The following is a 20,818-nucleotide window of genomic DNA, read 5'->3' as shown; positions in this document are numbered from 1 at the left end:
TGCGAGCGCTAGGACATCGGTCCATTCCACGAGAATTCGGTCGACCAGGTGAGTCCTGCCGTGTGGTCGGTAAGGGTCAGCTCGAAGTCCCAGGGCGTGTCTGCGATGTCGTCCGGGATCGGGGCCTGGAAGGTTCTGATCGTTCGTGTCGCCGAGGTCGATTCGCCGGCCACCACCTCCGAGGTTCCGAAGTTGGCGCGCAGGACGGCATCGACCTCGTAGTCCCAGATGGATGGTGCGCGTTCGTCGAGCGCGGTCGCGGTGTAGAGGAACTCGATGCCGTTGGGATCGAGCGTGATCGGTCCGATCCAGGCCTCGATCGGACCATCCTCGTCGGTTACGAAAGCTGGATTCGTCAGCATGGCCAATCGGCCCCGTGGATCGCCCAGCGGCGCTGAGTAGACGATGTCGTTCGGCCGAGACAGTCGCCTTACCCAGGGACCGTCGGTGGTGACGTCGTCGATGGTCAGCTCGATATCGACCGGTGTCGTATCCGGGCCGAGGTCGGGCAATGTGAAGGTCGTGCCGGCGTGGGTGTCGGACGAGCTGCTTCCCCAGCCCACGTCGGTGGCCACACCGTTGGCCAGTGCCGACACCCCGACCTGGTAACTCCGCAACGACGGCGCGGCATCGCCGACCACTTCCGCCGCGAGGGACAGCCGCAACCCGGTGGGCGTACGCAACGCTGGTCCGACCCAACTCAGAATTCCGTTGCTGCCGTCGGACACGAATTCCGGGGGCGCCCACACGGCCAGTACACGATCGGTAGTGCGCTCGCTCGGTGACATCGTCGGCTGTGCTCCTCTGGATCGCGTTGGCGGAGGCGGAACGATCTGTTCGGGCCCTGCGATCGCCCCTAGATCAACGTAACAGTGCCGCGCAGGCTGCTTCTGCTGTGCGTCGGCTTCCCCGGCAATTGCGGCGACCGGCTGACCGAACGGCGATCACCCGGTCGCGTCGCACTAGCCGCGTTATCACCCATCCTCAACATCGCCGCAGGGCAGCGAGGCCACCTCTGAGGTCCCGGAAGTTGCGTGCTTACCGGCGCTGATCCAGCCCTTCGCCCGGTATCTGCTGGTGGTGTTCGTCCGGCACCGATCGTTGTGATACTGCAGGACAACCACCTGCTTCCCTTCATCGAATGCGGGGTTGCTCCTGCGTAACACCTGCACCCACGAGTCGCCGACCTGCGTCTCGAGCTGGACGGTGACCTTGTGAGGGTGCCAGTCATCGCCGGTGCACTGGGACGTCACTCCCCATTCGATGTACCCGTTCACGGCCCTGATCACATGGAAGTTCCCGGCACACGCCCCCGACCCGGCGGCCGCTGCGGCCGGGTTCGTGATCATTCCCGCCACCGCAAACGCGCCTACGGTGAGTGTCGCCACAATAGACTTATGAATCTTCATAGTTTTCCACCCCGAGAAATATATTGAGACGTCGCCACTTTCGGCGTTCGCTGCGCGCTGTGCACTGCGGAGAAACGTGGTGACACTGGATATGACGCATCGCAACGCCGACCGGTTCCACTAATTCGCAGACTCTTAGTGCCCGAGCCGCGCCTCCTGCCCTGCGTCGTCGGCGTCGTGTGGCGGGCCGGACGCACGTTGCCACTAGCCCGTTCGACACGCAGGCGGATCAGAGCTCGTTCTGCGAGTGGTTCTCCCCTTCGATGCGCTGGCGTATTGCGTCCACCGTGCGGTCCTGGGGAATGTGCTCGGGCCACAGTATGACGAGTGCCAGTACGACCAGCGGCAGACCGATAGCGACGATGAAACCCAGCGCGATCAGGGTGCCCACCCCACTACTGTGCGCAGCGCCGAACCCAGCGGGTATTCCCGCGTGCCGGTGATCAGGTCGGCCATCTCGGTGACGGCCCACCAAGGCGTATCGGGTCTCAGTATGCCGAGGTGAGGGACAACCACCGCGTCGGCCATGTGCTCCAGCGCGTACTGGACTGCGATCAGCGCCGCCAACGCGGCTTGCGCGTCTGTGTGCACGGTGTAGACGATTCTCAGCCTGTGCCGCTGCACCAGCGCTTCGAACTCGGTTGGATCGTGGTCACTGTGGAGCAGAGCTACAGCCTGCCTTGGCCCCTGTTGGTCCGTCACTAGCCCCTCCTGATTCCGTTTGGTTACACCCGGTATCGAGGGGTCGATCGCCATCACCCCGATACCGGGTGTTGACGAAAAGCCTCTTAAATGTTCATGCTTCCAAGGGCTAGGTCTGGAATAGCCTTTTACCCTGGAGGTATGAGCCTTTCGACACATGCCGGACAGGCGATCGCGGCCGAGCGGAAACTCGCGGGCCTGAGCCAGCGCCAACTGGCCGACCGCGCCAACTACAGCCTGGCCATGGTCAAGGCGGTCGAGCAGGGACGCGAACCAGCAAGCCCGGCGTTTCTGGCCGCCGCCGCGCGGGTACTGCGCGTGGAACCCGAACGGCTGACCGGCATCCCGTACCGCGACCTCATCGAGAAGGACGGGCCGCTGGAGGGGCTGGCCGAATTACGCGCCGTGCTCGCCGAGGGTGCGTACGTGCGCCCTGTCGAGCCGCCCTCGCTCGCGGCACTCGCCGCAGAGATGGCCGCGGTGGACCTCGCGTATCGGAACGACAAGGGTCGGGTCGCGCTTGCACGTATGCCGGACTTGCTGCGACGACTGTATGGAGCACTGCATAACGCTGCCCACGGAGAGCGTGGAGCGGTGTTCTCGCTGTTGTGTGCCGCCTACGTGACTACTGAACGGCTATGCAGGCGATTCGGATTCATACATCTGGCACCGACCGCACTCGATCGGCTCGAATGGGCTGCGGCATCGGCGGACGATCCTCGCTACGCGGCTCAAGCCAAAATCAAACGCGCGCGAATTCTCATGTACCACGACTCCAACGACACCGGCCTTCGGTTGGTAGAGAGTGCGCTCGACGAGATCGAAGGTGACGACGAAGCATCCAATGCGGTGCGCGGCTATGGGCACCTGTGCGGCGCGATCGTGGCCGCGCGGAGTGCCCGTTCCGATATCGCCGCAGAGCACATCGATCATGCGCGGCGTCTTGCTCCGGCAATGCGCGGTGAATCCGATCTGTACGGCACCCTGTTCGGCCCTGCGAACGTCGGTATTCACTCCGTTGCCGTCGCGCTCGAAGCGGGTGACCCCGGCAAAGCAGCGCACGAAGGCTCAGCTCTTCTGCTTCCTGGCAAAATTGCACCGCCTCGAGCGGGGCACCACTGGCAGGACGTGAGCCGCGCGTGGCTGATGATCGGCAAGCCGGACCAGGCGCTCGACGCCCTGAACCGTGCCCGCCGCGTCGCTCCGCAACAGACCCGATTGCACCCGTCGGTCCGTGAAACGGTGTATGGCATCGCGGCAGCGCAGCGCAGACAGACCAACAACCTCACCGGGTTTGCCTCGTGGCTCGGCGTCCAACTGTGAGCGCCACCACGGATATCGCATCACCCCGCTTGTGCGGTACCAAAATGACCTCTGGCGTCTTGGGTAATGAGTAAGTCGAATTATCGCGGCGTTCCCAAGAGGCGGAGGTGCCTAGCTCGTCGGTGCCGGATTTGGTGACGTTGATGTCGACCCATCTGCACGAGATGGACAAGATCGGCAAGCCCTGTGTCTTCGTGATCGGTGCTACCGGCTGCACGGCACGGGCAGTGGGCGATCGCGACATGACGTAGCTGTAACGGCGGTGAGTTGCGGGCTACTCGGCCCGCAACCTGTCAGCGTGAGAGTCCGTGGGCGCGGGCGATGATGCGTTCCATGGCGGTGCGGGGGAGAAGGCGGCGGAGGGTGAAGAGGGCGGGGGCGTTGCTGCCTACGGCGTAGAGGGGTTGGGGGCGCGGGGCTTCGATCGCTTTGACGATCGTGGTGGCGACCTTTTCGGGGGTGATGCCCTTGGACTGGTTTTCGTCGAGTTTCGCCATGAAGGTTGTGAAATCGGCGGTGTGAGGGGAGCCGTCGGTGAGGTACTTGGTGCGGCGTTCGCGCAGGCCGGTGTCGATCTGGCCGGGCTCGACGGCGGTGATCCAGACGCCGAAGGGGGATTCCTCGAAGCGGGCGGCGACCGCGAAGCCGCGCAGCGCCGCCTTGGTGGCGACATAGGAGGAGCGGTAGGGCAGGGGGAAGCTGGCGAGCATCGACCCGACCATGACGACGCGCCCGTAGCGGCGATCCCGCATGCCGGGCAGCACCGCCTTGGTCAGGGCGATCGGGCCGAGCACATTCAGCTGGAACAGTCGCTCGACGGCGTCGGTGGGCAACTCGGCCAGCGGTCCCGCCTGGCTCTCGCCCGCGTTGTTCACGAGCACGTCGACGTGGTCCAGACCGGCGGCGAAGGCCTCGATCGAAGCCGGATCGGTGAGATCGAGCGCCCGGTACTCGACCCCCGGCAGCACGGCGTCCGAACCGATGGCGTCGGGATTGCGGCTGGTGCCGATCACCCGATACTCCCGCCCGGCCAGCGCGGCGGCCGTAGCCTTCCCGATTCCGGACGACGCACCGGTGATCACAGCGACGCGAGACATAACGCTCCTTTCGACGGCAACATGCTGACGATATCGTCAACTCTCGCTCTGTGCTACCAGAAAGTAACTTCGGTGCCGTCGATGTGCTGCGGAGCCGACCGCACGACGAACGCGGCGTCGATGCCCGCCCGGCCCAATGGCGGTGGGAAACGGGAGTACAACACGTGGTGGCGGTCCGGATATTGCCCATTGAATTCTGCATGGCGGGTTCGAGCCCGGACGTGGCGTCGGCGGGCTGTCGTGTGTGCCGCGCTCGCGTGGTTCGCGGGCCTGTGAGCTGGGCGGACGAGTGTGCATGGCGACGTGGGATGCGCACCGGCGCAGTCGAAATCGTTCACCGGAGGGAAGTCGTTCCGGATGTCGGCGGTGGAGGGATGGGGCTAGTGTTGGCCGGCGCGGTGCAGGCCGGAGACGCTGCCGCGTTACCCCCGACGCCGAGGAGATTGTGGTGGTTGTCGATACCGTCCGTGAGGAACAGGCGATCCGTCAGATGACGGAGCGGCTGGTCGAAAACTACACCGAGACTTATTCTCCGGACCATATCGAGAGCGCCGTCGGTGCGGCGCGGCGGAAATTCGAGGGCCGCCCGGTGCGGCAGTTCGTTCCGATTCTGATCGAACGGTTGGTGCGGCGGGAATTGGAGAAGTCTCCCGAGGCGGAAGTCCAACCCACCACGGTCCCGATGGACAAGGCGCCGCAGGCCCCCGCCGCCGCTCCCGGGAAACTGTCGGAGATCCGTGGGCTTTTGTCGTCCAAGAAGCGTTTCGCACCGTACGCCGTGGGCGCCGTCGTCGTTCTGACGGTGATCGCCGTGGTTCTCGCCGTGCGGCAACCCGCTCCGGAGGCGCCCGCCGCCGCTCCCGCGCCCGCCGCGCCGCTCACGGTCGTCCACGGTGTGGTCGGCTCGGAGAAGATGCCGTTCTTCTCCGACCCCAAGGTGATCGACGCGCTGGCGCGCAACGGCGTGCGCGTCGAGGTCGAGCCCGCCGGTTCGCGGCAGATCGCCACGTCCATCGATCTGACGAAATTCGATTTCGCCTTCCCGTCCAGCGAACCGGCCGCCGAGCGAATCCAGCGGCAGCGCAACGTGACCGCGAAATACACGCCGTTCTCCTCGCCGATGGCCGTCGCGACGTTCGCGCCGATCACCGAGCTGCTCACCCGGGCGGGAGCGGCGCGCCCCGGTCAGGTGCCGACGCTCGACCTGCGCCGCTACCTCGAGCTGGTGCGCAACGGCACCCGCTGGGACGAACTGCCCGACAACACCACCTACCCGGTGCGCAAGAACATCCTGATCTCCACCACCGACCCGCGCAGCTCCAACTCCGCGGCCATGTATGTGGCCGCGGCGAGCTACGTCGCGAACAACAACACGATCGTGCAGGGGCAGAACGCCGAGCAGGCCGTCCTTCCCGCGGTGTCGCGGCTTTTCGTGGGCCAGGGTTACACCGAGAACACCACCGAGGGCCCGTTCAACAACTACCTCGCCACGGGTATGGGCCCTACGCCGATGGCCTGGATCTACGAGGCGCAGTACGTCGAGGCGACCGTGCGCGGCCAGATCAAACCCGAGATGACGCTGCTGTACCCGTCACCGACGGTGTTGTCCCGGCACACGCTGGTGCCGTTCGGCGCGGCGGGTGACCGGCTCGGGCGCCTGCTGTCCACCGACCCGGAATTGCAGCGCCTGGCCGCCGAGCACGGCTTCCGCACCAACGACGGCGCCCAGTTCGCGAAGGTCGTCGCCGAACGCAACGTCCCGGTGGCCCCGGACCTGCTGGACGTCGTCGCCACCCCGACCTACGACACCCTGGAGCACCTGCTCGACGGAGTAACCAAGTCCTACAACTGAACCCGGGGCGGATCGCCGCTCGCGTTTCGGTGGAGAGGATCCGGGCACCCTTTTCGCATCAGATACCGGAACAACGGCCGGTATCGCGGCGGGAGGAACGACCAGTGACAACGGACGACGGCCCATGGGAGATCCCTCCGATCGATGACGCCCCGGATATCGCGCGCGACTCCGCGCCGCCGCCGGGAGCGACGATGGCCGACACCAGGAACTGGCCGGGGTACGGGTTGCTGCTGGTCGCCGCGGCGGGTGCGATAACCGCGGCGGTGCTGGCCGGCTGGGGGTTCGGCAGGCTCTCGGTCGTGGCCGCGATCATCACCGTCGTCTTCCTGCTGGTCGGGGTGGGCCTGATCGTGCTGGAGCAGGTGCGGGCCCGCAGGCACGCCGCACAGCCCGCCGAACGGGCCACCGTGCCGCCGGGGTACTGAGGAGCGTCAATCCCGGGGCAGGAAACCCGACTCGATGAACTCCCGGACGAAGGTATCCACCACCGCACGGTCGATCGCCGGGCAGGCGATGCCGGTGTCCGCGAGCGCGGCGCGGGTGTGTTCGTCGGCCCAGTCGAGGTGACCGGCGAGTCCGGCGAAGTCGTGGCTCAGCAGGGCCGCGCGCACCAGCGAATCGTCGCCGAGGGCGTCGCGCCGCCGCGCTTCCCTGGCCAGGCCCGTGCGCACCGTGTCCTCCGGCATCGTCGCCACCGGCAAACCGTGCGCGCGCAGACTGGCGAGGATCTCCCCGACCGCTACCGGGGCCCGATTGACCAGGTGATAGACGGTTTCCGAGCGCGGACGAGCCGAGATCTCCACGATCGCGCCCGCCACATAGCTCACCGGAACCAAGGAAACGGTCGCCTCGCCCACGTCGGGCGCCATGCCGAGCATCGCGGCGGCTCGCACCATGTTCCACAGCGAATCCTGCGGGCTGTTCACGCCTATGTCCGGGCAACCGCAGATGGTGCTCGGACGGTAGATGGCGATGGGCACACCACGTTCGCCTGCTTGGCGGACCAGTTCCTCGGCGGCCCATTTGGAGGCGAGGTAGCCGTTGCCGGACACCTGCCCCGCGGGTAGGCGGATGTCCTCGGTGACCACCGGCGAATCCGGCGTCGCGGCGACGGCCGCGCCCATGGTGGAGACCAGGTGGAACGGCTTGACCCGCCGCGCCGTCGCCAGCCGCAACAACTCGCGGGTGCCCTCGACGTTGGCCTGCCGTAGCCGGGCATAAGGATCGACGTGATTGACGCGCGCGCCGTTGTGATAGATCACGTCGATGCTGTCGGCCAATCGGTCGTAGTCGGCCGGGTCGAGGCCGAGGCGCGGTGCGGTGAGGTCGCCCGCGACGACGACGATCCGCTCCGCGGCGGTGGTCCCGGAGAGCCGGTAGTGGCTCAGCGCACCGAGGATTCGGTCGATGCCTTCCTCGGCGTCGGCGGCGCGCACCACGCACCACACCCTCGCCTCGGTGCGGTCCAGCAGGGCTTGCAGCAGGTGTACGCCGAGAAAGCCGGTCGCGCCGGTCAGCAGGATCTCCTGTGGCGGACCGGTGTGCGCGGGCTCGCATCCGCCGATGCCGATCTCCGGCTCCAGCACGGCGTCGCGTTCCGGCGTCGCCGCGGTGGGGGCGGACCCGCCCGCCAGTCGCGCCGCGAGGCCGCCGACGGTCGGGGTCGCGAGGATCGCCGACATCGGCACGTCGCGGCGGAGCCGCTCCGACAGCCGCTGGTGCAACGTGAACGCGAGCAGTGACGACCCGCCGAGTTCGAAGAAGTCGTCGGTCACCCCGATCGGGGACACGCCGAGCACGTCGGCGAAGACCTCCGCGACCGCGCGCTCCAGCGCGGTGCCGGGCTGCGCACCGGTGCGTGCGGCGAACACCGGCTGGGGTAGCGCGGCGCGGTCGAGCTTTCCGCTGGTGTTCACCGGGAACGTGTCGAGCGCCAGCACCGCCGACGGCACCATGTAACCGGGCAGCACGCGAGCGACCGACTGACGCACGACATCCAGGTCGAGCGTGGCCCCCGGCGCCGCGACGACGTAGCCGACCAGCCGGTCCCCGGCATCGGAGCCCTTGACCGCCACCGCGGCCCGGCCCACCGCAGGGTCGGCCAGCAAAGCCGCTTCGATCTCACCGAGTTCGATGCGGTGGCCGCGGACCTTGACCTGGAAATCCGTGCGGCCCAGATAGTCCAGGGTGCCGATGCGGTTCCAGCGCACCAGGTCACCGGTCCGGTACATCCGTTCGCCCGGGTGCAGCGGATCGGCGACGAACCGGGCCGCGGTCAGGCCCGCCGCGCCATGGTAACCGCGGGCCAGCTGAATGCCACCGAGGTAGAGCTCGCCCGCCACTCCCACCGGAACCGGCCGCAACCGGTCGTCCAGCACGTGGCAGCGCGAATTCCATTCCGGCACACCGATGGGAACGCCGGCCGCGGTGCGATCGGCGGCTGAGACCGCGTGTCGCGTGATACTCACCGCGGCCTCGGTAGGTCCGTACAGGTTGTGCAACTCGGCCGTGGTCACGTTCGCGAAGGCACGCGCGGTTTCCGGCGGCAGCGCCTCTCCGATGACGAAAACAGCTCGTAGCGAGAACAGTTCGTCCGCCGTTGCCTGCTGGGCGAATACCGTGAGCATCGCGGGAACGAAATCGGTGAGCGTTACCCGGTGCTCGGCGATCAGCCGGGACAGCGCTGCCGGGTCGCGATGCTCGTCCGGTCCGGCCAGCACCATCCGCGCGCCCGCGCGCGGCGGCAGGAAGTAGCCCCACAGGGACACGTCGAAGGTCGCGGGAGTTTTGTGCAGGTAGACGTCGGTGGCGTCGACACCGTATTCCGCCTGCATCCAAGCGAGCTGGTGCACGATCGCCCGATGGCTGATCGCCACGCCCTTGGGGCGGCCGGTCGACCCGGAGGTGTAGATGAGATAGGCGGGGTGGTCGGCGTGCCACGGTGTCCGGCGCTCGGCGTCGAGCACGGGTTCCGCGCCGAAGCGGTCGAGGTCCAGGGCGTCGATGTCGTAAGCCTCGGCCGCGGTGAAACCGTCTGCCGCGGTGGTCAGCACGCACCGGGGCGCCGCCGATTCGAGCACGTACCGGATGCGCTCGGCCGGGTGTCCCGGGTCGATCGGCACCCAGGCCGCGCCCGCCGCCACGATCGCGTGCAGCGCGACGACCTGCTGGATCGACCGCCGCATCGCCACCGCGACGACGGTCTCCGCACCCACGCCTCGTTCGATCAGCCAGCGAGCCAGCCGCGCGGATCGTTCGAGCAGTCGCGCGTAAGTGAGCGTCTCGGATCCGCAGACCACCGCGATCGCGTCCGGCGTCGCCGCGGCCTGCCGCGCCGTCGCGGCGGTGAGCGGCTCGGCCCGCACGTCGTGCTCGGCTCCGGCGCCCCAGGAGCGGATGCGTTTGTGCTCGACCGGGTCCATGATGTCGATGTCGCCGACCACGGCGTCGGGCTCGGCCGCGACCCGCAGCAGGGTGCGGATGTAGCCGTCGAGGAAGCGCTGCACCGTGTGCTCGTCGAACAGGTCTGTGCTGTAACCGAACCGGATGATGATCTCGCCGGGCTCGCCGTCGTCGTCGCGGATGTCGACCACGCCGATGTGCAGATCGGTTTTCGCCGTGTCGGCGTCCACGTCGAGGAACGACACGCTGGGCCCGGACAGGTCCAAGGTGGCCTGCGTGAAATTCTGGAAGGCGAAGCCGACCTGGTAGAGCGGGTGGCGTCCGGGTGATCGGGTCGGATCGACGGTGTCGACCACGTGCTCGAACGGCACCTCGGAGTGCGCGAAGTTGACCAGATCCCGTTCTCTGGTGCGGTGCAACAGAGCGGTGAAACTCTCCGCGGGCTCGATCCTGGTCCGGGAGACGGTCGTGTTGACGAACATGCCGACGACATCCGCGAGCGCGGGCTCGGCCCGGTTGGTCATCGGCACGCCGATCGCGATGTCGTAGCTTCCGGACAGGCGGGCCAGCAGCACGGCGAGCGCCGAGCGCATCACCATGAACAGCGTCGATCGGTGGGCGCGCGCGACGGTGAGCAGGTCGCGGTGCAAGGTCGCTGGCACCGTCCGCTGAGTGGCCGAGCCGCGCAGTGTGGCCACCGGCGGGCGCGGCCGGTCGGCGGGCAGGTCGAGTTCGTCGGGCAGACCGGCCAGCTCGCCGGTCCAGTACGCCAGTTGCCGCGACAGCGGTGAATCGGGGTCGTCGCGGGAACCGAGCAGATCCTGCTGCCACAGGGCGTAGTCGGCGTACTGCACATCCGGTGGCAGCCAGGCCGGGGCGGCTCCCGCGCTGCGGGCGGCGTAGGCCAAAGCGACGTCGCGGGCCAGCGGCGCCAGTGAGGATCCGTCGGCGCAGATGTGGTGGAGGGCGCAGACCAGGACGTACTCGGTGGGGGTGCGCAGCAGCCGGACGCGCAGCGGCACCTCGGCCGACACGTCGAACCCGTGCCGCAGGATGGCGCGGACGCGGTCGGGTACCGCGTCGTCGGACAGTTCCTCCACCGCGAAATCGTCGACCACCTGCTCGGTGCCGAGGATGAGTTGCCGCGGTCCGTTCGCGTCGGCGGGATAACTCGTACGCAGCGACTCGTGCCGCTCGACCGTGTCGGCGAATGCCGCGCGCAAGGCGGGAATATCCAGCTCCGACAGCCGCAGCGCGAAGCCGATGTTGTCCACCGAGGACGTCGTGTCGAACTGGTTGCGCAGCCAGAACCGCAGCTGGGCCGGCGACAGCGGGATACGCTCCGGCCTGGTCCGTGCGCGCAACACCGGGCGTGCGGTGTCGAATTGCTGCGAGCGGATCGCCTTGGACAAGGTGGCGACCGTCGGATGGTCGAACACCAGCCGGGGTGGGATGCGCAGCCGCCATGTTTCGCTCAGGCGCGCGGCGACCTGCGTCGCCAGCAGCGAGTTGCCGCCCGCCGCGAAGAAATCGGCGTCCGCGCTGAACCGTTCCCGGCCCAGCACGCGTGCGAAGACCTCGGCGACCGTTTCCTCGCCGAGGTCGACGGCGGGCCGGTAGTCCGGCTCGTCCAGGGCGCGCACGCGCAGCGCGGGCCGATCGGCCTTGCCCGTCGGGGTGCGTGGGATCCGATCCACGACCGTGATCGTGTTGGGCACCATGTATTTCGGCAGCAGCGCGGCCAGCGCGTCGGCCAGCGTGGCGGGGTCAGGGGCATGGCCCGGTTCGGGTTGGACGAAGGCGGCCAGCGTGGTCTCGCCCGCGGCGGTCTTGCGGTCGACGGTCACGGCCAGCCGGACGCCGGGCTGTGTCGACAGGATGGCGTCGATCTCGCCGAGTTCGATCCGGAAACCCCTGACCTTGACCTGGTCGTCGGCCCGGCCGAAATAGTCCAGATGGCCCGAGGTGGTGCGCCGGACGAGGTCGCCGGTGCGGTACATCCGCGAGCCGGGCGGTCCGAACGGATCGGCGAGGAACCGCTGTCCGGTCAGATCCGGGCGTCCGTGGTACCCCCGCGCCACCCCGGGCCCGGACACGTACAGCTCGCCGACGACGCCGACGCCGACCGGGCGCAACCGGTGATCGAGTACCTGGCAGCGCATACCCGGCACAGCCGACCCGATGGTGACCGGTGCGTCCGGTGACAACGGCGGGCTCAGCGTCGCCATGATGGTGGATTCCGTGGGGCCGTAGGCATTCTGGAACAGACGGCCCTCGGCCGCCCAGTGCCGGGGCAACATCGGCGGGCACGGCTCGCCGCCGACCATGACCGAACGCAGGGCGGGCAGTCCGGTCGGCTCGATGGTGGCCAGCGCGGACGGAGTGAGGAAGGCGTGGGTGATCGCCTGCCGTGCGAGCAGTTCCACCAGTGCGGTGCCGCCGTACAGGGTCGGTGGGGCTATCACCAGCGTGGCGGCGGAGCAGATCGCGAGCAGCAACTCCAGCACCGAGGCGTCGAAGCTCGGTGACGCGAAGTGCAGCACCCGCGCGTCTTTGTCCAGCGCCTGCCGCGCGGCCAGTTCGGCGCACAGCGGGGCGAGCCCGGCATGGGTCACGGCGACGCCTTTCGGGCGTCCGGTCGATCCCGATGTGTAGATCACGTAGGCCGCGTGGGTGGCGCGAAGTCGAACGGGGCGTTCGAAATACGCGATCGGGCTCGCGGGATTCGCCGCCACCTGTGCGATCACTTCGGCATCGTCCAGCGCGAGCCAGCGCACCTCGGTGGGTAGTGTCGCCGCGTGGGCGGCCTGGGTCAGGCCCAGCGCGGCACCGCTGTCGATGACCTGGAACTTGATGCGGGACAGGGGAAGCGCCGGATCCACAGGGACGAACGCCGCACCGGACTTCGCGATCGCCCACACCGCGAGCACCGAATCGAGCGAACGCGGCAGCGCCACCGCCACCGCTGTTTCGGGGCCCGCTCCCGCGGCGATCAGCGTGCGGGCCAGCCGCGAGGAGCGCGCGTCGAGGTCGCGGTAGGTGATCTCGCTGTCGTCACAGACCACGGCGACGCCGTCGGGATTGTGCTCCGCGGCGGCGGCCAGCAGCGCGGCGAACGTCGGCGTGGCCGATTCGGCGGATCTGCGGCGGCGGCCTTTCCGGGCGGGTGGACGAGTATCCCGGATACCGCTGGTCATGTAATCGTCCCGTTCCGCGTGGCAGTAAACGGCCAGATGCTACAGCCGCACGGCGGGATTCCTCAACGATGAGAAGGCGATACCGCTCCGGTCGAACGGCGGCGTGTGCCGCGAGCCGTTGGCACGCGCGTGAGCCCGACCGGCACGGTTCAGCGGGTGCCGTGCCCCTGACAGGCGGTCAGCGCGGTGTTCTTCGTGGCGTTGAACCGGTCGATCGCCGCGTTCAAAGTGTCGGTGTCGGCGCGGCGGGCCAGCGTGTCGGCCAAGGCGTTGGTGTCGTCGCGGTAGGCGCGCAGCGGGGTGGCGATACCGGACGGCACCTCTCTGGTCACGCTCTGGTCCACCGAGCGCCCGTTGTTCCGCAGCGTCGTGACAGCCGCGTCGGCTTTGCCGTTCGTATCGGGATCGCCGCGGCCTTTGGTGTTGCTTGCATCGATGTAGTCGTTGAACGCGCGTACCGAGCTGCCGTTCGCGGCCAGGAAGGCGTCACAGGCCGACTTGGTGGCGCGTTCGGCGGCGGCGGCCCGTGACGACGAGGCGGCGGCCGAGGAGGAGGTGACCTCCGAGGCGTACGCGGCCAGGTCGGTCCGGTTGACCGCCGCCGTGCCGGAGATCTGCTGCGCGCAGGCGCCGATGGTCAGCGCGCCCGCCGCGGTAGCCGTCGCGGCCACCAGCAGGCCCGCGCGTTCGAGTCGTCGCATGGTCGGTCCCTCGCTCCCCTCGGAAGTCCGGCCGGGACGGATGAACGGAGCCGGACAATCCGAAGGTACGTCGCGGGGACCCGCCACGCCGAGCCCGCGCCGATAACGATGGCCAACCGATATCGGCGCGGGGGAGCGGTTCAGCTCTGGCCGAGCATGGCTCGCATCTGCGCTATTTCGGCCTGCTGGGCGGCGACGATCCGCTGAGCGAGCGCCTTCGCGTCGGCGCTCTCGCCCTCGGCCAGCTCGGTCTGGGCCATGGCGATCGCGCCCGCGTGATGCTCGATCATCATGGTCAGCCATCGACGGTCGAAGTCCGGACCCGATGCCGCGTCCAGCGCCGCCATCTGTTCGGCGGACATCATGCCGGGCATCTCGTGGCCGCCGTGCCCCTCGCTCGGGGTGGGCGCCGGTTTGCCGAAGCTCTGCAAGAGAGTGGTGATCTGCTGCATCTCCGGCGCTTGTGCTTGCTCCACCTGCGTGGCGAGCGCACGCAGCTGCTGGTTGTCGGTGTGCGTCGGCACCAGCCGCGCCATTCCGACGGCTTGGGCGTGATGCGGATACATCATCTGGAGGAACATCACGTCCGCGTCGTTGTGCGCGGCACGCGCGGGTGCGGTCGTGACGGCCGCCGTGGTGGTCGAGGTGCCGTGCTCGGTGGTGTGCCCGGTGTCGGCGTCGCCGCATCCGGCGAGGCTCACCGCGGCCGCCGCGGCGAGAACGAGGGCCGATCGGGTGCGAGTGATGAACATGGGGTCGCTCCTTGCGAAGTGCGAAGTCTGAGGACGGAGTGGACTGCGCCGCCACCGTGGTTCGGACACACGGCGGCGACGGAGTTGTCAGATCCGCAGAATCGCCAGTTCGGCCAAGGTGAGCACGGTCCACGGCGGCGGTCGTGCACGCCGCGCCCGCCAGTGCCGCGGTCGTGCCGCACCGCCGCCGGGGCGATCGAACGCCAATCGGCGGAGCAGCACCAACGCGGCCAACGCGATGGAGGCGGCCAAGATGAACACACAGCCGTGCAGTGCGCTGTGCTCGCCGTCGCACCCGCCGCCCGCGCAGTGGGACATCTTCGCCGCGACGGTCGCGTGCCATGACGCGCCTGAGGTCGACTCGACGGCTCGAGGCGCAGATGAGTCGCGGGAAGCGACGGCCGGTGTGTCCGTGCCCGGGGTTGCCCGGACGGCTGGCGGGGTAGACGAGTTGCGGGAAGCGACCACCGGTGCGGATGCGCCCGGTGTGCCCGATAACTCCTGGCCGCGTGTGCCGAAGAATTGCCGGTCGTCGCGGTGCGCCCTGTCCTGAGGTCGATCGTGGCCGGTCGGAGCGCCGCCCGAGGATTGCGGTGTCGCGTGTCGATGAGGAAATCCGGGCGCGGCGGCAGCTCGTTCGAGTCCGTCGGCGACCGCGTCGGAGGCGGTCGCGAGGGTGTGCACGCCGGCCGCGTGGGCGTGGCCGGCGAACCCGAAGACCGCCGAATGCATCGCGACGACCCCGGCGACCAACGCCAGCACCCCTAGGAGCTGGGCGAGCCCGGCGGCGGGAAGTGCGCGGCGGTCGACCACGAGTACCGAGTCTAGCCCCCGCTCTCGATATACCCGTTGGCGGTACCGGTATCTAGGAGCTCGCGACGTCGACGACCAATCGGGTCGGGTTGGACAGCGTGGTGACGGTGAAGGAGGGCCGGTCGGCCCGCACGCCGATGAACGACTGCGTCACGCCCTCGAACACCGTCGTCCGGTAGACGCCCGCGATGCCGGAGACCGCCGCGTCGACGGCCGGGTCCGGGCCCTCGTACGGTGTCACGCCGCTGTCGAACGGATAAGCCGAGCCCAGGATTCGTACTTCCAGAATCGACCGGCCCGCCACGTCCACCGGATTGCCACTGGCGTCCTGCACCGCCCGGTCGGTGTACCGGACGATCCAACCGGGCGTGCCCGCCCCGCCGAGTTCGTAGACCACGCGATCGAAACCGGGCTGACTTCCCAGCCGCACATCGGTCACCGTGAGCGCGGCGTCGCCGGAAGGCTTGCCCTGCTTCGGGGCGGTGTCCCCGGGGGCTGGGGCCTGCGCTACCTCGACCGACGTGGCGGTGTTCGACGCGGCCGGTGGGCCCGGTGCCGACTCGCCGTCCCCGCAGCCCGCGAGCAGTGCCGTCGCGACCGCGACCATGAGCACCATCCTGTTGCGCATGGCCCGATGCTACTCAGCGAAAGGCCTCGGACGGCGTAACCGGAGAGCGTTGCGGAGCATTCGCGATCGGTCCGCCGCAAGCTACGCGGAGGTGCGAACACTCGTGCACCTCGAATGGTCGGCCTGCCGAGCCCGATTAATTGCTATTTGATTGCCATGGTTCATGTCCTGTGTGCGAGAGTCCTGCCGTCGCCGGCGGAGTGAGCGCCGGCGCCGGATCGCCCCTCCGTCGAGCCCGAGAGGATCGGCGGTTGATCGAATGCCGTATTCGCCGATGCGTCCGCGAAACCGCTTGTCCTGACCGGATTCAGCGTGCGGATCGCCGTGCCGGGAATCCGGCGGGATCGATAGGGCGGGGTGGGCGCGACCATGCGGCAACGATCTAGCACACTTGAGGCGTGGGAAATGTCGAGGACGTACTTGGCCGGTTGCGGCGGTATCCGGACGTGGAGGCGCTGAACCTCTACGCCGTCGACGCCGCCGATCGGCTGATCCTCGACGTCGCGGCCGACGCCCTCGCGACTGTGGATAGCGGGAAAGTAGCCATCATCGGTGACGCCTATGGTGCACTGACCCTCGGCGCTATCGCGGGGCACGATCTGCGCGACGTCCGGGTACATCAGGACTTGCTCACCGGCGAACTCGCCCTCGCGAACAACGCCCGCGCGGTGGGCTTGTCGGATCGCTACACCGCGCACCCGCTCGGCCCCGAGTTGCTGCGTGATGCCCAGGTGGTCCTGCTTCGCCTGCCCCGGATGCTGGCCGGTCTGGCCGAGGTCGCCGACACGATCGCGCGCTACGCGGATCCGGCGGTCGAGGTGTTCGCGGGCGGGCGGGACAAATATCTGACCAAGTCGATGAACGACGTTCTGGCGCAGTCGTTCTCCGAGGTGCGCGCAAGCCGCGGCAGGCAGAAGTCGCGGACCCTGCTGGTGGCCGGACCCAAACCCGTAGCCGGTCGGCCGTTCCCGGTGCGCGACCGGCTGGACGAACTCGGTCTCGACGTGGTCGCGCACGGCGCGGCATTCTCCGGGGCTCGCCTGGACATCGGCACCAGGTTCCTGCTCGAGCACCTGAGACTGATGAAGCCGGACGCGCGCGACGCCATCGATCTCGGCTGCGGCACCGGCATCCTTGCCGTCGCCCTGGCCACGGCGCGGCCGGGGATCAAGGTGATCGCCACCGACCAATCCGCCGCCGCGGTCGCCTCGGCGCGGGCCACCACCGAGGCGAACGGGGTCGCCGACCGAGTGTGCGTCGTGCGCGACGACGCCATGTCCTCGGCGGCGGACAACAGCGCCGACCTGGTGCTGTGTAATCCGCCGTTCCATATCGGCGCGGCCGTGCACACCGGATCGGCCATCAAAATGTTCGCCGAGACCGGGCGGGTGTTGCGCCCGGGCGGAGAGCTGTGGACGGTGTACAACTCGCATTTGAACTATCGGGCCGTAGTCGAACGGATGGTGGGCCGGACCGAAGTGATGGGCCGCAACCGGAAATTCACCGTGACTCGGTCGGTGCGTGGTCTGCACGACCCACGACAAAGGTAGAGTCCGAATTGTCCGGCTCTGTGCGACTCCCCGGGAACTCGCGACGGATGACAAACGTTGGACAGGGCAGTTGGATATCGAGTGAAGCAACTCGATGAACAGCGGCAACGACTCCAGAAAGGGACGCCGTTCACATGCGTACCACGAGCAATCCGGTTTTCAGGAACCTGCCAAGGCAGGAGGGCGGTGGATACGCCAGCTTCGGTTCCGGCGTGACCTCCGCCGGCCAGTTCGGCAACCAGTACGGCCAATACCCGCAGCAGTACGGCCAGTACCAGCAGGCTCCCCCCACCACGCGCGCGATGACCATCGACGACGTGGTGACGAAGACGGGCATCACCCTCGCGGTGCTCGCGCTGTCCGCGATCGTCTCCTACGGCCTCACCAACGCCAACACCTCGCTCGCGCCGCTGTTCGTCATCGGCGGCGGCCTGGTCGGCCTGGTGCTCGTGCTGATCGCGACCTTCGCGAACAAGATGGACAATCCGGCGATCGTGTTGTCCTACGCCGTCGCGGAGGGCCTTTTCCTCGGCGCCCTGTCGTTCATGTTCACCAATATCGAGTTCGGCGGGGTCGGCGGTAGCGCGCTGATCGGTCAGGCGGTGCTGGGCACCTTCGGCGTCTTCGCGGGCATGCTCGTGGTCTACAAGACCGGCGCCATCCGCGTGACGCCGCGCTTCACCAGGATCATCGTCGGCGCCATGATCGGCATCCTGGTCCTGATGCTGGGCAACCTCGTCGCCAGCTTCTTCATCGACGGCGGCCTCGGCCTGCGCGACGGCGGTCCGCTGGCGATCGTGTTCAGCCTGGTGGTCATCGCCATCGCCGCGTTCAGCTTCCTGCTCGACTTCGACGCCGCCGATCAGCTGATCCGCGCGCAGGCTCCGGAGCGGGCGGCCTGGGGCGTCGCACTCGGCCTCACCGTCACCCTGGTGTGGCTGTACGTGGAGATCCTGCGGCTGCTGAGCTACTTCCAGAACGACTAGCCAATACGACGAAAGGGCGGTCGCCGGATATCCGGCGACCGCCCTTTCGTCCGCGGGTCAGCTCAAACGCTCGATGACCATCGCCATGCCCTGGCCGCCGCCGACGCACATGGTCTCCAGACCGAACTGCTTGTCGTAGGTCTGCAGGTTGTTGAGCAGCGTGGTGGTGATGCGGGCGCCGGTCATGCCGAACGGGTGGCCGAGTGCGATCGCGCCGCCGGAGACGTTCAGCTTGTCCTCGTCGATCTTCAGCTCCCGCGCGGAGCCGAGGACCTGCACCGCGAACGCTTCGTTGATCTCGACGAGGTCGATGTCGTCGATGGTCTTGCCCGCCAGCGCCAGCGCGCGCTTGCACGCCTCGATCGGGCCGAGACCCATGATCTCCGGCGACAGACCGGACACGCCGGTGGAAACGATCCGCGCCAGCGGCGTCAGCCCGAGTTCCTTGGCCTTGGTGTCGCTCATGATGACCAAAGCGGCCGCGCCGTCGTTGAGCGGACAGCAGTTGCCCGCGGTGACGGTGCCGTCCGGGCGGAACACCGGCTTCAGCGCGGACACCGCCTCGTAGGTGACCCCGGCGCGGGGGCCGTCGTCCTTGCTGACCACGGTGCCGTCGGGCAGCGTCACCGGGGTGATCTCGCGCTCGAAGAAGCCGTTCTTGATCGCTTCCTCGGCGCGGTTCTGCGACCGTACGCCCCAGCGGTCCTGGTCCTCGCGGGTGATGCCGGTGGAGGTCGCCACGTTCTCGGCGGTCTGGCCCATCGCGATGTAGACGTCCGGGATCAGGCCGTCCTCGCGCGGGTCGTGCCAGATGCCCGCGCCGCCCTCGGCGGTCTTCGCGGTGCGCTGCTGCGCTTCGGCGAACAGCGGGTTCTGCGTGTTGGGCCAGCTGTCGGCGGATCCGTTCACATAGCGCGACACGGTCTCCACACCCGCGGAGATGAACACGTCGCCTTCGCCCGCCTTGATCGCGTGGAAGGCCATGCGGGTGGTCTGCAGCGACGACGCGCAGTACCGGTGCACCGTGGTGCCCGGCACGAAGTCGTAGCCCAGCTGGACGGCGACGACGCGGGCGATGTTGAAGCCCTGCTCACCGCCAGGCGAGCCGCAGCCCAGGATCAGGTCGTCGATCTGGGCGGGGTCCAGGGCAGGCACCTTGTCGAGCGCTGCCCGCACAATCTGCGTGGTCAGATCGTCGGGCCGCAGGTCGACCAGCGAACCCTTGCGGGCCCGGCCGATCGGGGAGCGTGCGGTCGAAACGATGACGGCCTCAGGCATGAGGACTCCTTGGGTCGGACGGTTCTGGCGAACCGGAGTTGTTACTCACGGGTTCGTACCGAATCTACGTCCCGTCGCCGAGGACCGAAAGCGCCTGTCCCGCCCAGTGCCTCCAGCAGCGCCGGGAGCAATTGCGCTGCGGCCAGTTCGTAGCCGGCCGCCGACGGGTGGAAGCCGTCGGCGGCGAACAGCAGCTCCGGCGCGGCGCGGAACTCGGGGGCGAGCAGGTAACCCATGCGCACGGGTTGCCCGCCCGCGACCGTCGTCGCCACGTGCTGCGCCTTGGCCAGCCGCACGCTCCAGTTCTGCACGACGGTGCGCAGCGGCTGGGGAATGGCCGCCACCGTGCCGAGATTCGGGCAGGTGCCGACCACCACCACCGCGTCGGCGCGGCGCAACCGGGCGACCGCGGCGGCGAGCCTGCGTGCGGAGGCGCGGATCGAGTGCTTCTTGGTGACGTCGTTGGCGCCGACGAGAATGACCGCGGCATCCGGCGGCGGGCCCGCGACGAACATCGCGTCCACCTGCCCGGCCAGGCCCTTGGACGTGGCGCCGGAGATCGCCTTGGTGCTCAGGCGGATCCGCTGCCCGGTCGCCTCGGCGAGTCCTCGGGCCAAGCGCACGCCCGGCACCTCGTCGGCCACCGCGCAGCCGAGGCCCGCCGCGGTGGAGTCGCCGAAGATCATCAGATGGAGGTCGGCGTGCTTGCCCGCACGCCACAGCTCGGGCTCCGCGCAGCCCGCGGTGTAGATGCCGTCGGCTTCCGGCGGCTTCGAGGTGTCCCGGCCGATCACTCCGCGCGCGACGCCCGCCTGCGCCATGAGCAGACGGTAGGTCGCCCACCACGCGGTCCCCGCGCCGGAACCGGCGAGCACGGCCGCGGCACCGGTCAGCGCGGCCGCGCGCCAGCGAAACTGAGGTGCGCTCACGCCAGGAATTTTACGAAAATCCGCCGAGTCGACCAGCGGCGAACATAGGCGCACCGGCAGCCGCCGCGGGCTGCCAGGCGTCGCGGGTGCGTCGACGGATGGTCGGGCGATAGGCCACCGACGATCAGCAGCCGGACGGTCGCCGAGTCGGCCATCGAGAATCCGGTGCGCGTGGAGCGTTCTGTGATCGCGGACC

The 20,818-nt window shown here is 68.6% G+C and carries 18 protein-coding genes; 6 read left to right on the top strand and 12 right to left on the bottom strand.

What is annotated here, in order from left to right:
• Positions 1 to 8 precede the first annotated feature (8 nt).
• The 4 genes from ACIA5H_RS13750 to ACIA5H_RS13735 all read right to left on the bottom strand — a co-directional run bounded on the left by ACIA5H_RS13750 (position 9) and on the right by ACIA5H_RS13735 (position 2,000).
• Complete coding sequence (locus ACIA5H_RS13750; protein WP_379255347.1) at positions 9 to 788, bottom strand: hypothetical protein; 780 nt, start codon at positions 786 to 788, stop codon at positions 9 to 11.
• Positions 789 to 974: 186 nt separating this feature from the next.
• Positions 975 to 1,409: a hypothetical protein gene (locus tag ACIA5H_RS13745; RefSeq protein ID WP_397076236.1), complete on the bottom strand. Its 435-nt coding sequence runs from the start codon at positions 1,407 to 1,409 to the stop codon at positions 975 to 977.
• A 229-nt stretch (positions 1,410 to 1,638) separates the two neighbouring features.
• Positions 1,639 to 1,800: a hypothetical protein gene (locus tag ACIA5H_RS13740; RefSeq protein ID WP_379255343.1), complete on the bottom strand. Its 162-nt coding sequence runs from the start codon at positions 1,798 to 1,800 to the stop codon at positions 1,639 to 1,641.
• Positions 1,788 to 2,000 carry a hypothetical protein gene (locus ACIA5H_RS13735; protein ID WP_397076234.1) on the bottom strand — a complete coding sequence of 71 codons (213 nt, stop codon included), beginning with the start codon at positions 1,998 to 2,000 and terminating at the stop codon, positions 1,788 to 1,790. The genes ACIA5H_RS13740 and ACIA5H_RS13735 overlap by 13 nt, the downstream gene beginning before the upstream one ends.
• 252 nt (positions 2,001 to 2,252) lie before the next feature.
• Here ACIA5H_RS13735 and ACIA5H_RS13730 point away from each other — a divergent pair, with 252 nt between their 5' ends.
• Positions 2,253 to 3,434: a multiprotein-bridging factor 1 family protein gene (locus ACIA5H_RS13730; protein WP_397076232.1), complete on the top strand. Its 1,182-nt coding sequence runs from the start codon at positions 2,253 to 2,255 to the stop codon at positions 3,432 to 3,434.
• A 107-nt stretch (positions 3,435 to 3,541) separates the two neighbouring features.
• Positions 3,542 to 3,685, top strand: a complete 144-nt coding sequence (locus tag ACIA5H_RS13725; protein WP_397076230.1) for a hypothetical protein — start codon at positions 3,542 to 3,544, stop codon at positions 3,683 to 3,685.
• Positions 3,686 to 3,727: 42 nt separating this feature from the next.
• Here the strand turns inward: ACIA5H_RS13725 and ACIA5H_RS13720 are convergent, their stop codons facing one another.
• On the bottom strand, positions 3,728 to 4,531 hold the full coding sequence (locus ACIA5H_RS13720) for an SDR family oxidoreductase (RefSeq protein ID WP_397076228.1): 804 nt from the start codon (positions 4,529 to 4,531) through the stop codon (positions 3,728 to 3,730).
• 448 nt (positions 4,532 to 4,979) lie between these two features.
• Here ACIA5H_RS13720 and ACIA5H_RS13715 point away from each other — a divergent pair, with 448 nt between their 5' ends.
• Positions 4,980 to 6,383: a three-helix bundle dimerization domain-containing protein gene (locus ACIA5H_RS13715; RefSeq protein WP_397076226.1), complete on the top strand. Its 1,404-nt coding sequence runs from the start codon at positions 4,980 to 4,982 to the stop codon at positions 6,381 to 6,383.
• 104 nt (positions 6,384 to 6,487) lie between these two features.
• On the top strand, positions 6,488 to 6,811 hold the full coding sequence (locus tag ACIA5H_RS13710) for a hypothetical protein (protein WP_379255336.1): 324 nt from the start codon (positions 6,488 to 6,490) through the stop codon (positions 6,809 to 6,811).
• A 6-nt stretch (positions 6,812 to 6,817) separates the two neighbouring features.
• Here the strand turns inward: ACIA5H_RS13710 and ACIA5H_RS13705 are convergent, their stop codons facing one another.
• The 5 genes from ACIA5H_RS13705 to ACIA5H_RS13685 all read right to left on the bottom strand — a co-directional run bounded on the left by ACIA5H_RS13705 (position 6,818) and on the right by ACIA5H_RS13685 (position 15,879).
• Positions 6,818 to 12,985, bottom strand: coding sequence for an amino acid adenylation domain-containing protein (locus ACIA5H_RS13705; protein WP_397076223.1), 6,168 nt, complete (start codon positions 12,983 to 12,985; stop codon positions 6,818 to 6,820).
• 149 nt (positions 12,986 to 13,134) lie between these two features.
• Positions 13,135 to 13,686, bottom strand: a complete 552-nt coding sequence (locus ACIA5H_RS13700) for a hypothetical protein (protein WP_397076221.1) — start codon at positions 13,684 to 13,686, stop codon at positions 13,135 to 13,137.
• Between the two features lie 140 nt (positions 13,687 to 13,826).
• Complete coding sequence (locus ACIA5H_RS13695; RefSeq protein WP_397076219.1) at positions 13,827 to 14,438, bottom strand: DUF305 domain-containing protein; 612 nt, start codon at positions 14,436 to 14,438, stop codon at positions 13,827 to 13,829.
• An 87-nt stretch (positions 14,439 to 14,525) separates the two neighbouring features.
• Positions 14,526 to 15,251, bottom strand: coding sequence for a hypothetical protein (locus ACIA5H_RS13690; RefSeq protein WP_397076217.1), 726 nt, complete (start codon positions 15,249 to 15,251; stop codon positions 14,526 to 14,528).
• A gap of 52 nt (positions 15,252 to 15,303) precedes the next feature.
• Complete coding sequence (locus tag ACIA5H_RS13685) at positions 15,304 to 15,879, bottom strand: hypothetical protein (protein WP_355078568.1); 576 nt, start codon at positions 15,877 to 15,879, stop codon at positions 15,304 to 15,306.
• 398 nt (positions 15,880 to 16,277) lie between these two features.
• On the opposite strand from ACIA5H_RS13685, the gene ACIA5H_RS13680 reads away from it, so the two are divergent.
• Both ACIA5H_RS13680 and ACIA5H_RS13675 read left to right on the top strand, forming a co-directional pair.
• Positions 16,278 to 17,429: a class I SAM-dependent methyltransferase gene (locus ACIA5H_RS13680; RefSeq protein WP_379255328.1), complete on the top strand. Its 1,152-nt coding sequence runs from the start codon at positions 16,278 to 16,280 to the stop codon at positions 17,427 to 17,429.
• Between the two features lie 134 nt (positions 17,430 to 17,563).
• Positions 17,564 to 18,415, top strand: a complete 852-nt coding sequence (locus ACIA5H_RS13675) for a Bax inhibitor-1/YccA family protein (RefSeq protein WP_397076214.1) — start codon at positions 17,564 to 17,566, stop codon at positions 18,413 to 18,415.
• Between the two features lie 57 nt (positions 18,416 to 18,472).
• Here ACIA5H_RS13675 and ACIA5H_RS13670 read toward each other — a convergent pair whose 3' ends face one another.
• Together ACIA5H_RS13670 and ACIA5H_RS13665 are read right to left on the bottom strand one after the other, a co-directional pair.
• Positions 18,473 to 19,693 carry an acetyl-CoA C-acetyltransferase gene (locus ACIA5H_RS13670; protein WP_355078571.1) on the bottom strand — a complete coding sequence of 407 codons (1,221 nt, stop codon included), beginning with the start codon at positions 19,691 to 19,693 and terminating at the stop codon, positions 18,473 to 18,475.
• Between the two features lie 41 nt (positions 19,694 to 19,734).
• A complete protein-coding gene (locus ACIA5H_RS13665) occupies positions 19,735 to 20,622 on the bottom strand; it encodes an SGNH/GDSL hydrolase family protein (RefSeq protein ID WP_379255323.1) in 888 nt (295 codons plus the stop codon).
• Positions 20,623 to 20,818 lie beyond the last annotated feature (196 nt).

It is taken from the genome of Nocardia sp. NPDC051900 (assembly GCF_044452545.1).
GTDB classification, from domain to species: domain Bacteria; phylum Actinomycetota; class Actinomycetes; order Mycobacteriales; family Mycobacteriaceae; genus Nocardia; species Nocardia sichangensis.
Note: the sequence above shows the minus strand (reverse complement) of the source record. Positions and strands in the feature narration are given on the sequence as shown.

What these genes read in the sequence shown, in the direction of transcription:
- ACIA5H_RS13750 (WP_379255347.1), bottom strand. Translation starts at nt 788, where the DNA reads ATGTCACCGAGCGAGCGCACTACCGATCGTGTACTGGCCGTGTGGGCG.
- ACIA5H_RS13745 (WP_397076236.1), bottom strand. Translation starts at nt 1,409, where the DNA reads ATGAAGATTCATAAGTCTATTGTGGCGACACTCACCGTAGGCGCGTTT.
- ACIA5H_RS13685 (WP_355078568.1), bottom strand. Translation starts at nt 15,879, where the DNA reads ATGCGCAACAGGATGGTGCTCATGGTCGCGGTCGCGACGGCACTGCTC.
- ACIA5H_RS13720 (WP_397076228.1), bottom strand. Translation starts at nt 4,531, where the DNA reads ATGTCTCGCGTCGCTGTGATCACCGGTGCGTCGTCCGGAATCGGGAAG.
- ACIA5H_RS13695 (WP_397076219.1), bottom strand. Translation starts at nt 14,438, where the DNA reads ATGTTCATCACTCGCACCCGATCGGCCCTCGTTCTCGCCGCGGCGGCC.
- ACIA5H_RS13670 (WP_355078571.1), bottom strand. Translation starts at nt 19,693, where the DNA reads ATGCCTGAGGCCGTCATCGTTTCGACCGCACGCTCCCCGATCGGCCGG.
- ACIA5H_RS13730 (WP_397076232.1), top strand. Translation starts at nt 2,253, where the DNA reads ATGAGCCTTTCGACACATGCCGGACAGGCGATCGCGGCCGAGCGGAAA.
- ACIA5H_RS13700 (WP_397076221.1), bottom strand. Translation starts at nt 13,686, where the DNA reads ATGCGACGACTCGAACGCGCGGGCCTGCTGGTGGCCGCGACGGCTACC.
- ACIA5H_RS13675 (WP_397076214.1), top strand. Translation starts at nt 17,564, where the DNA reads ATGCGTACCACGAGCAATCCGGTTTTCAGGAACCTGCCAAGGCAGGAG.
- ACIA5H_RS13705 (WP_397076223.1), bottom strand. Translation starts at nt 12,985, where the DNA reads ATGACCAGCGGTATCCGGGATACTCGTCCACCCGCCCGGAAAGGCCGC.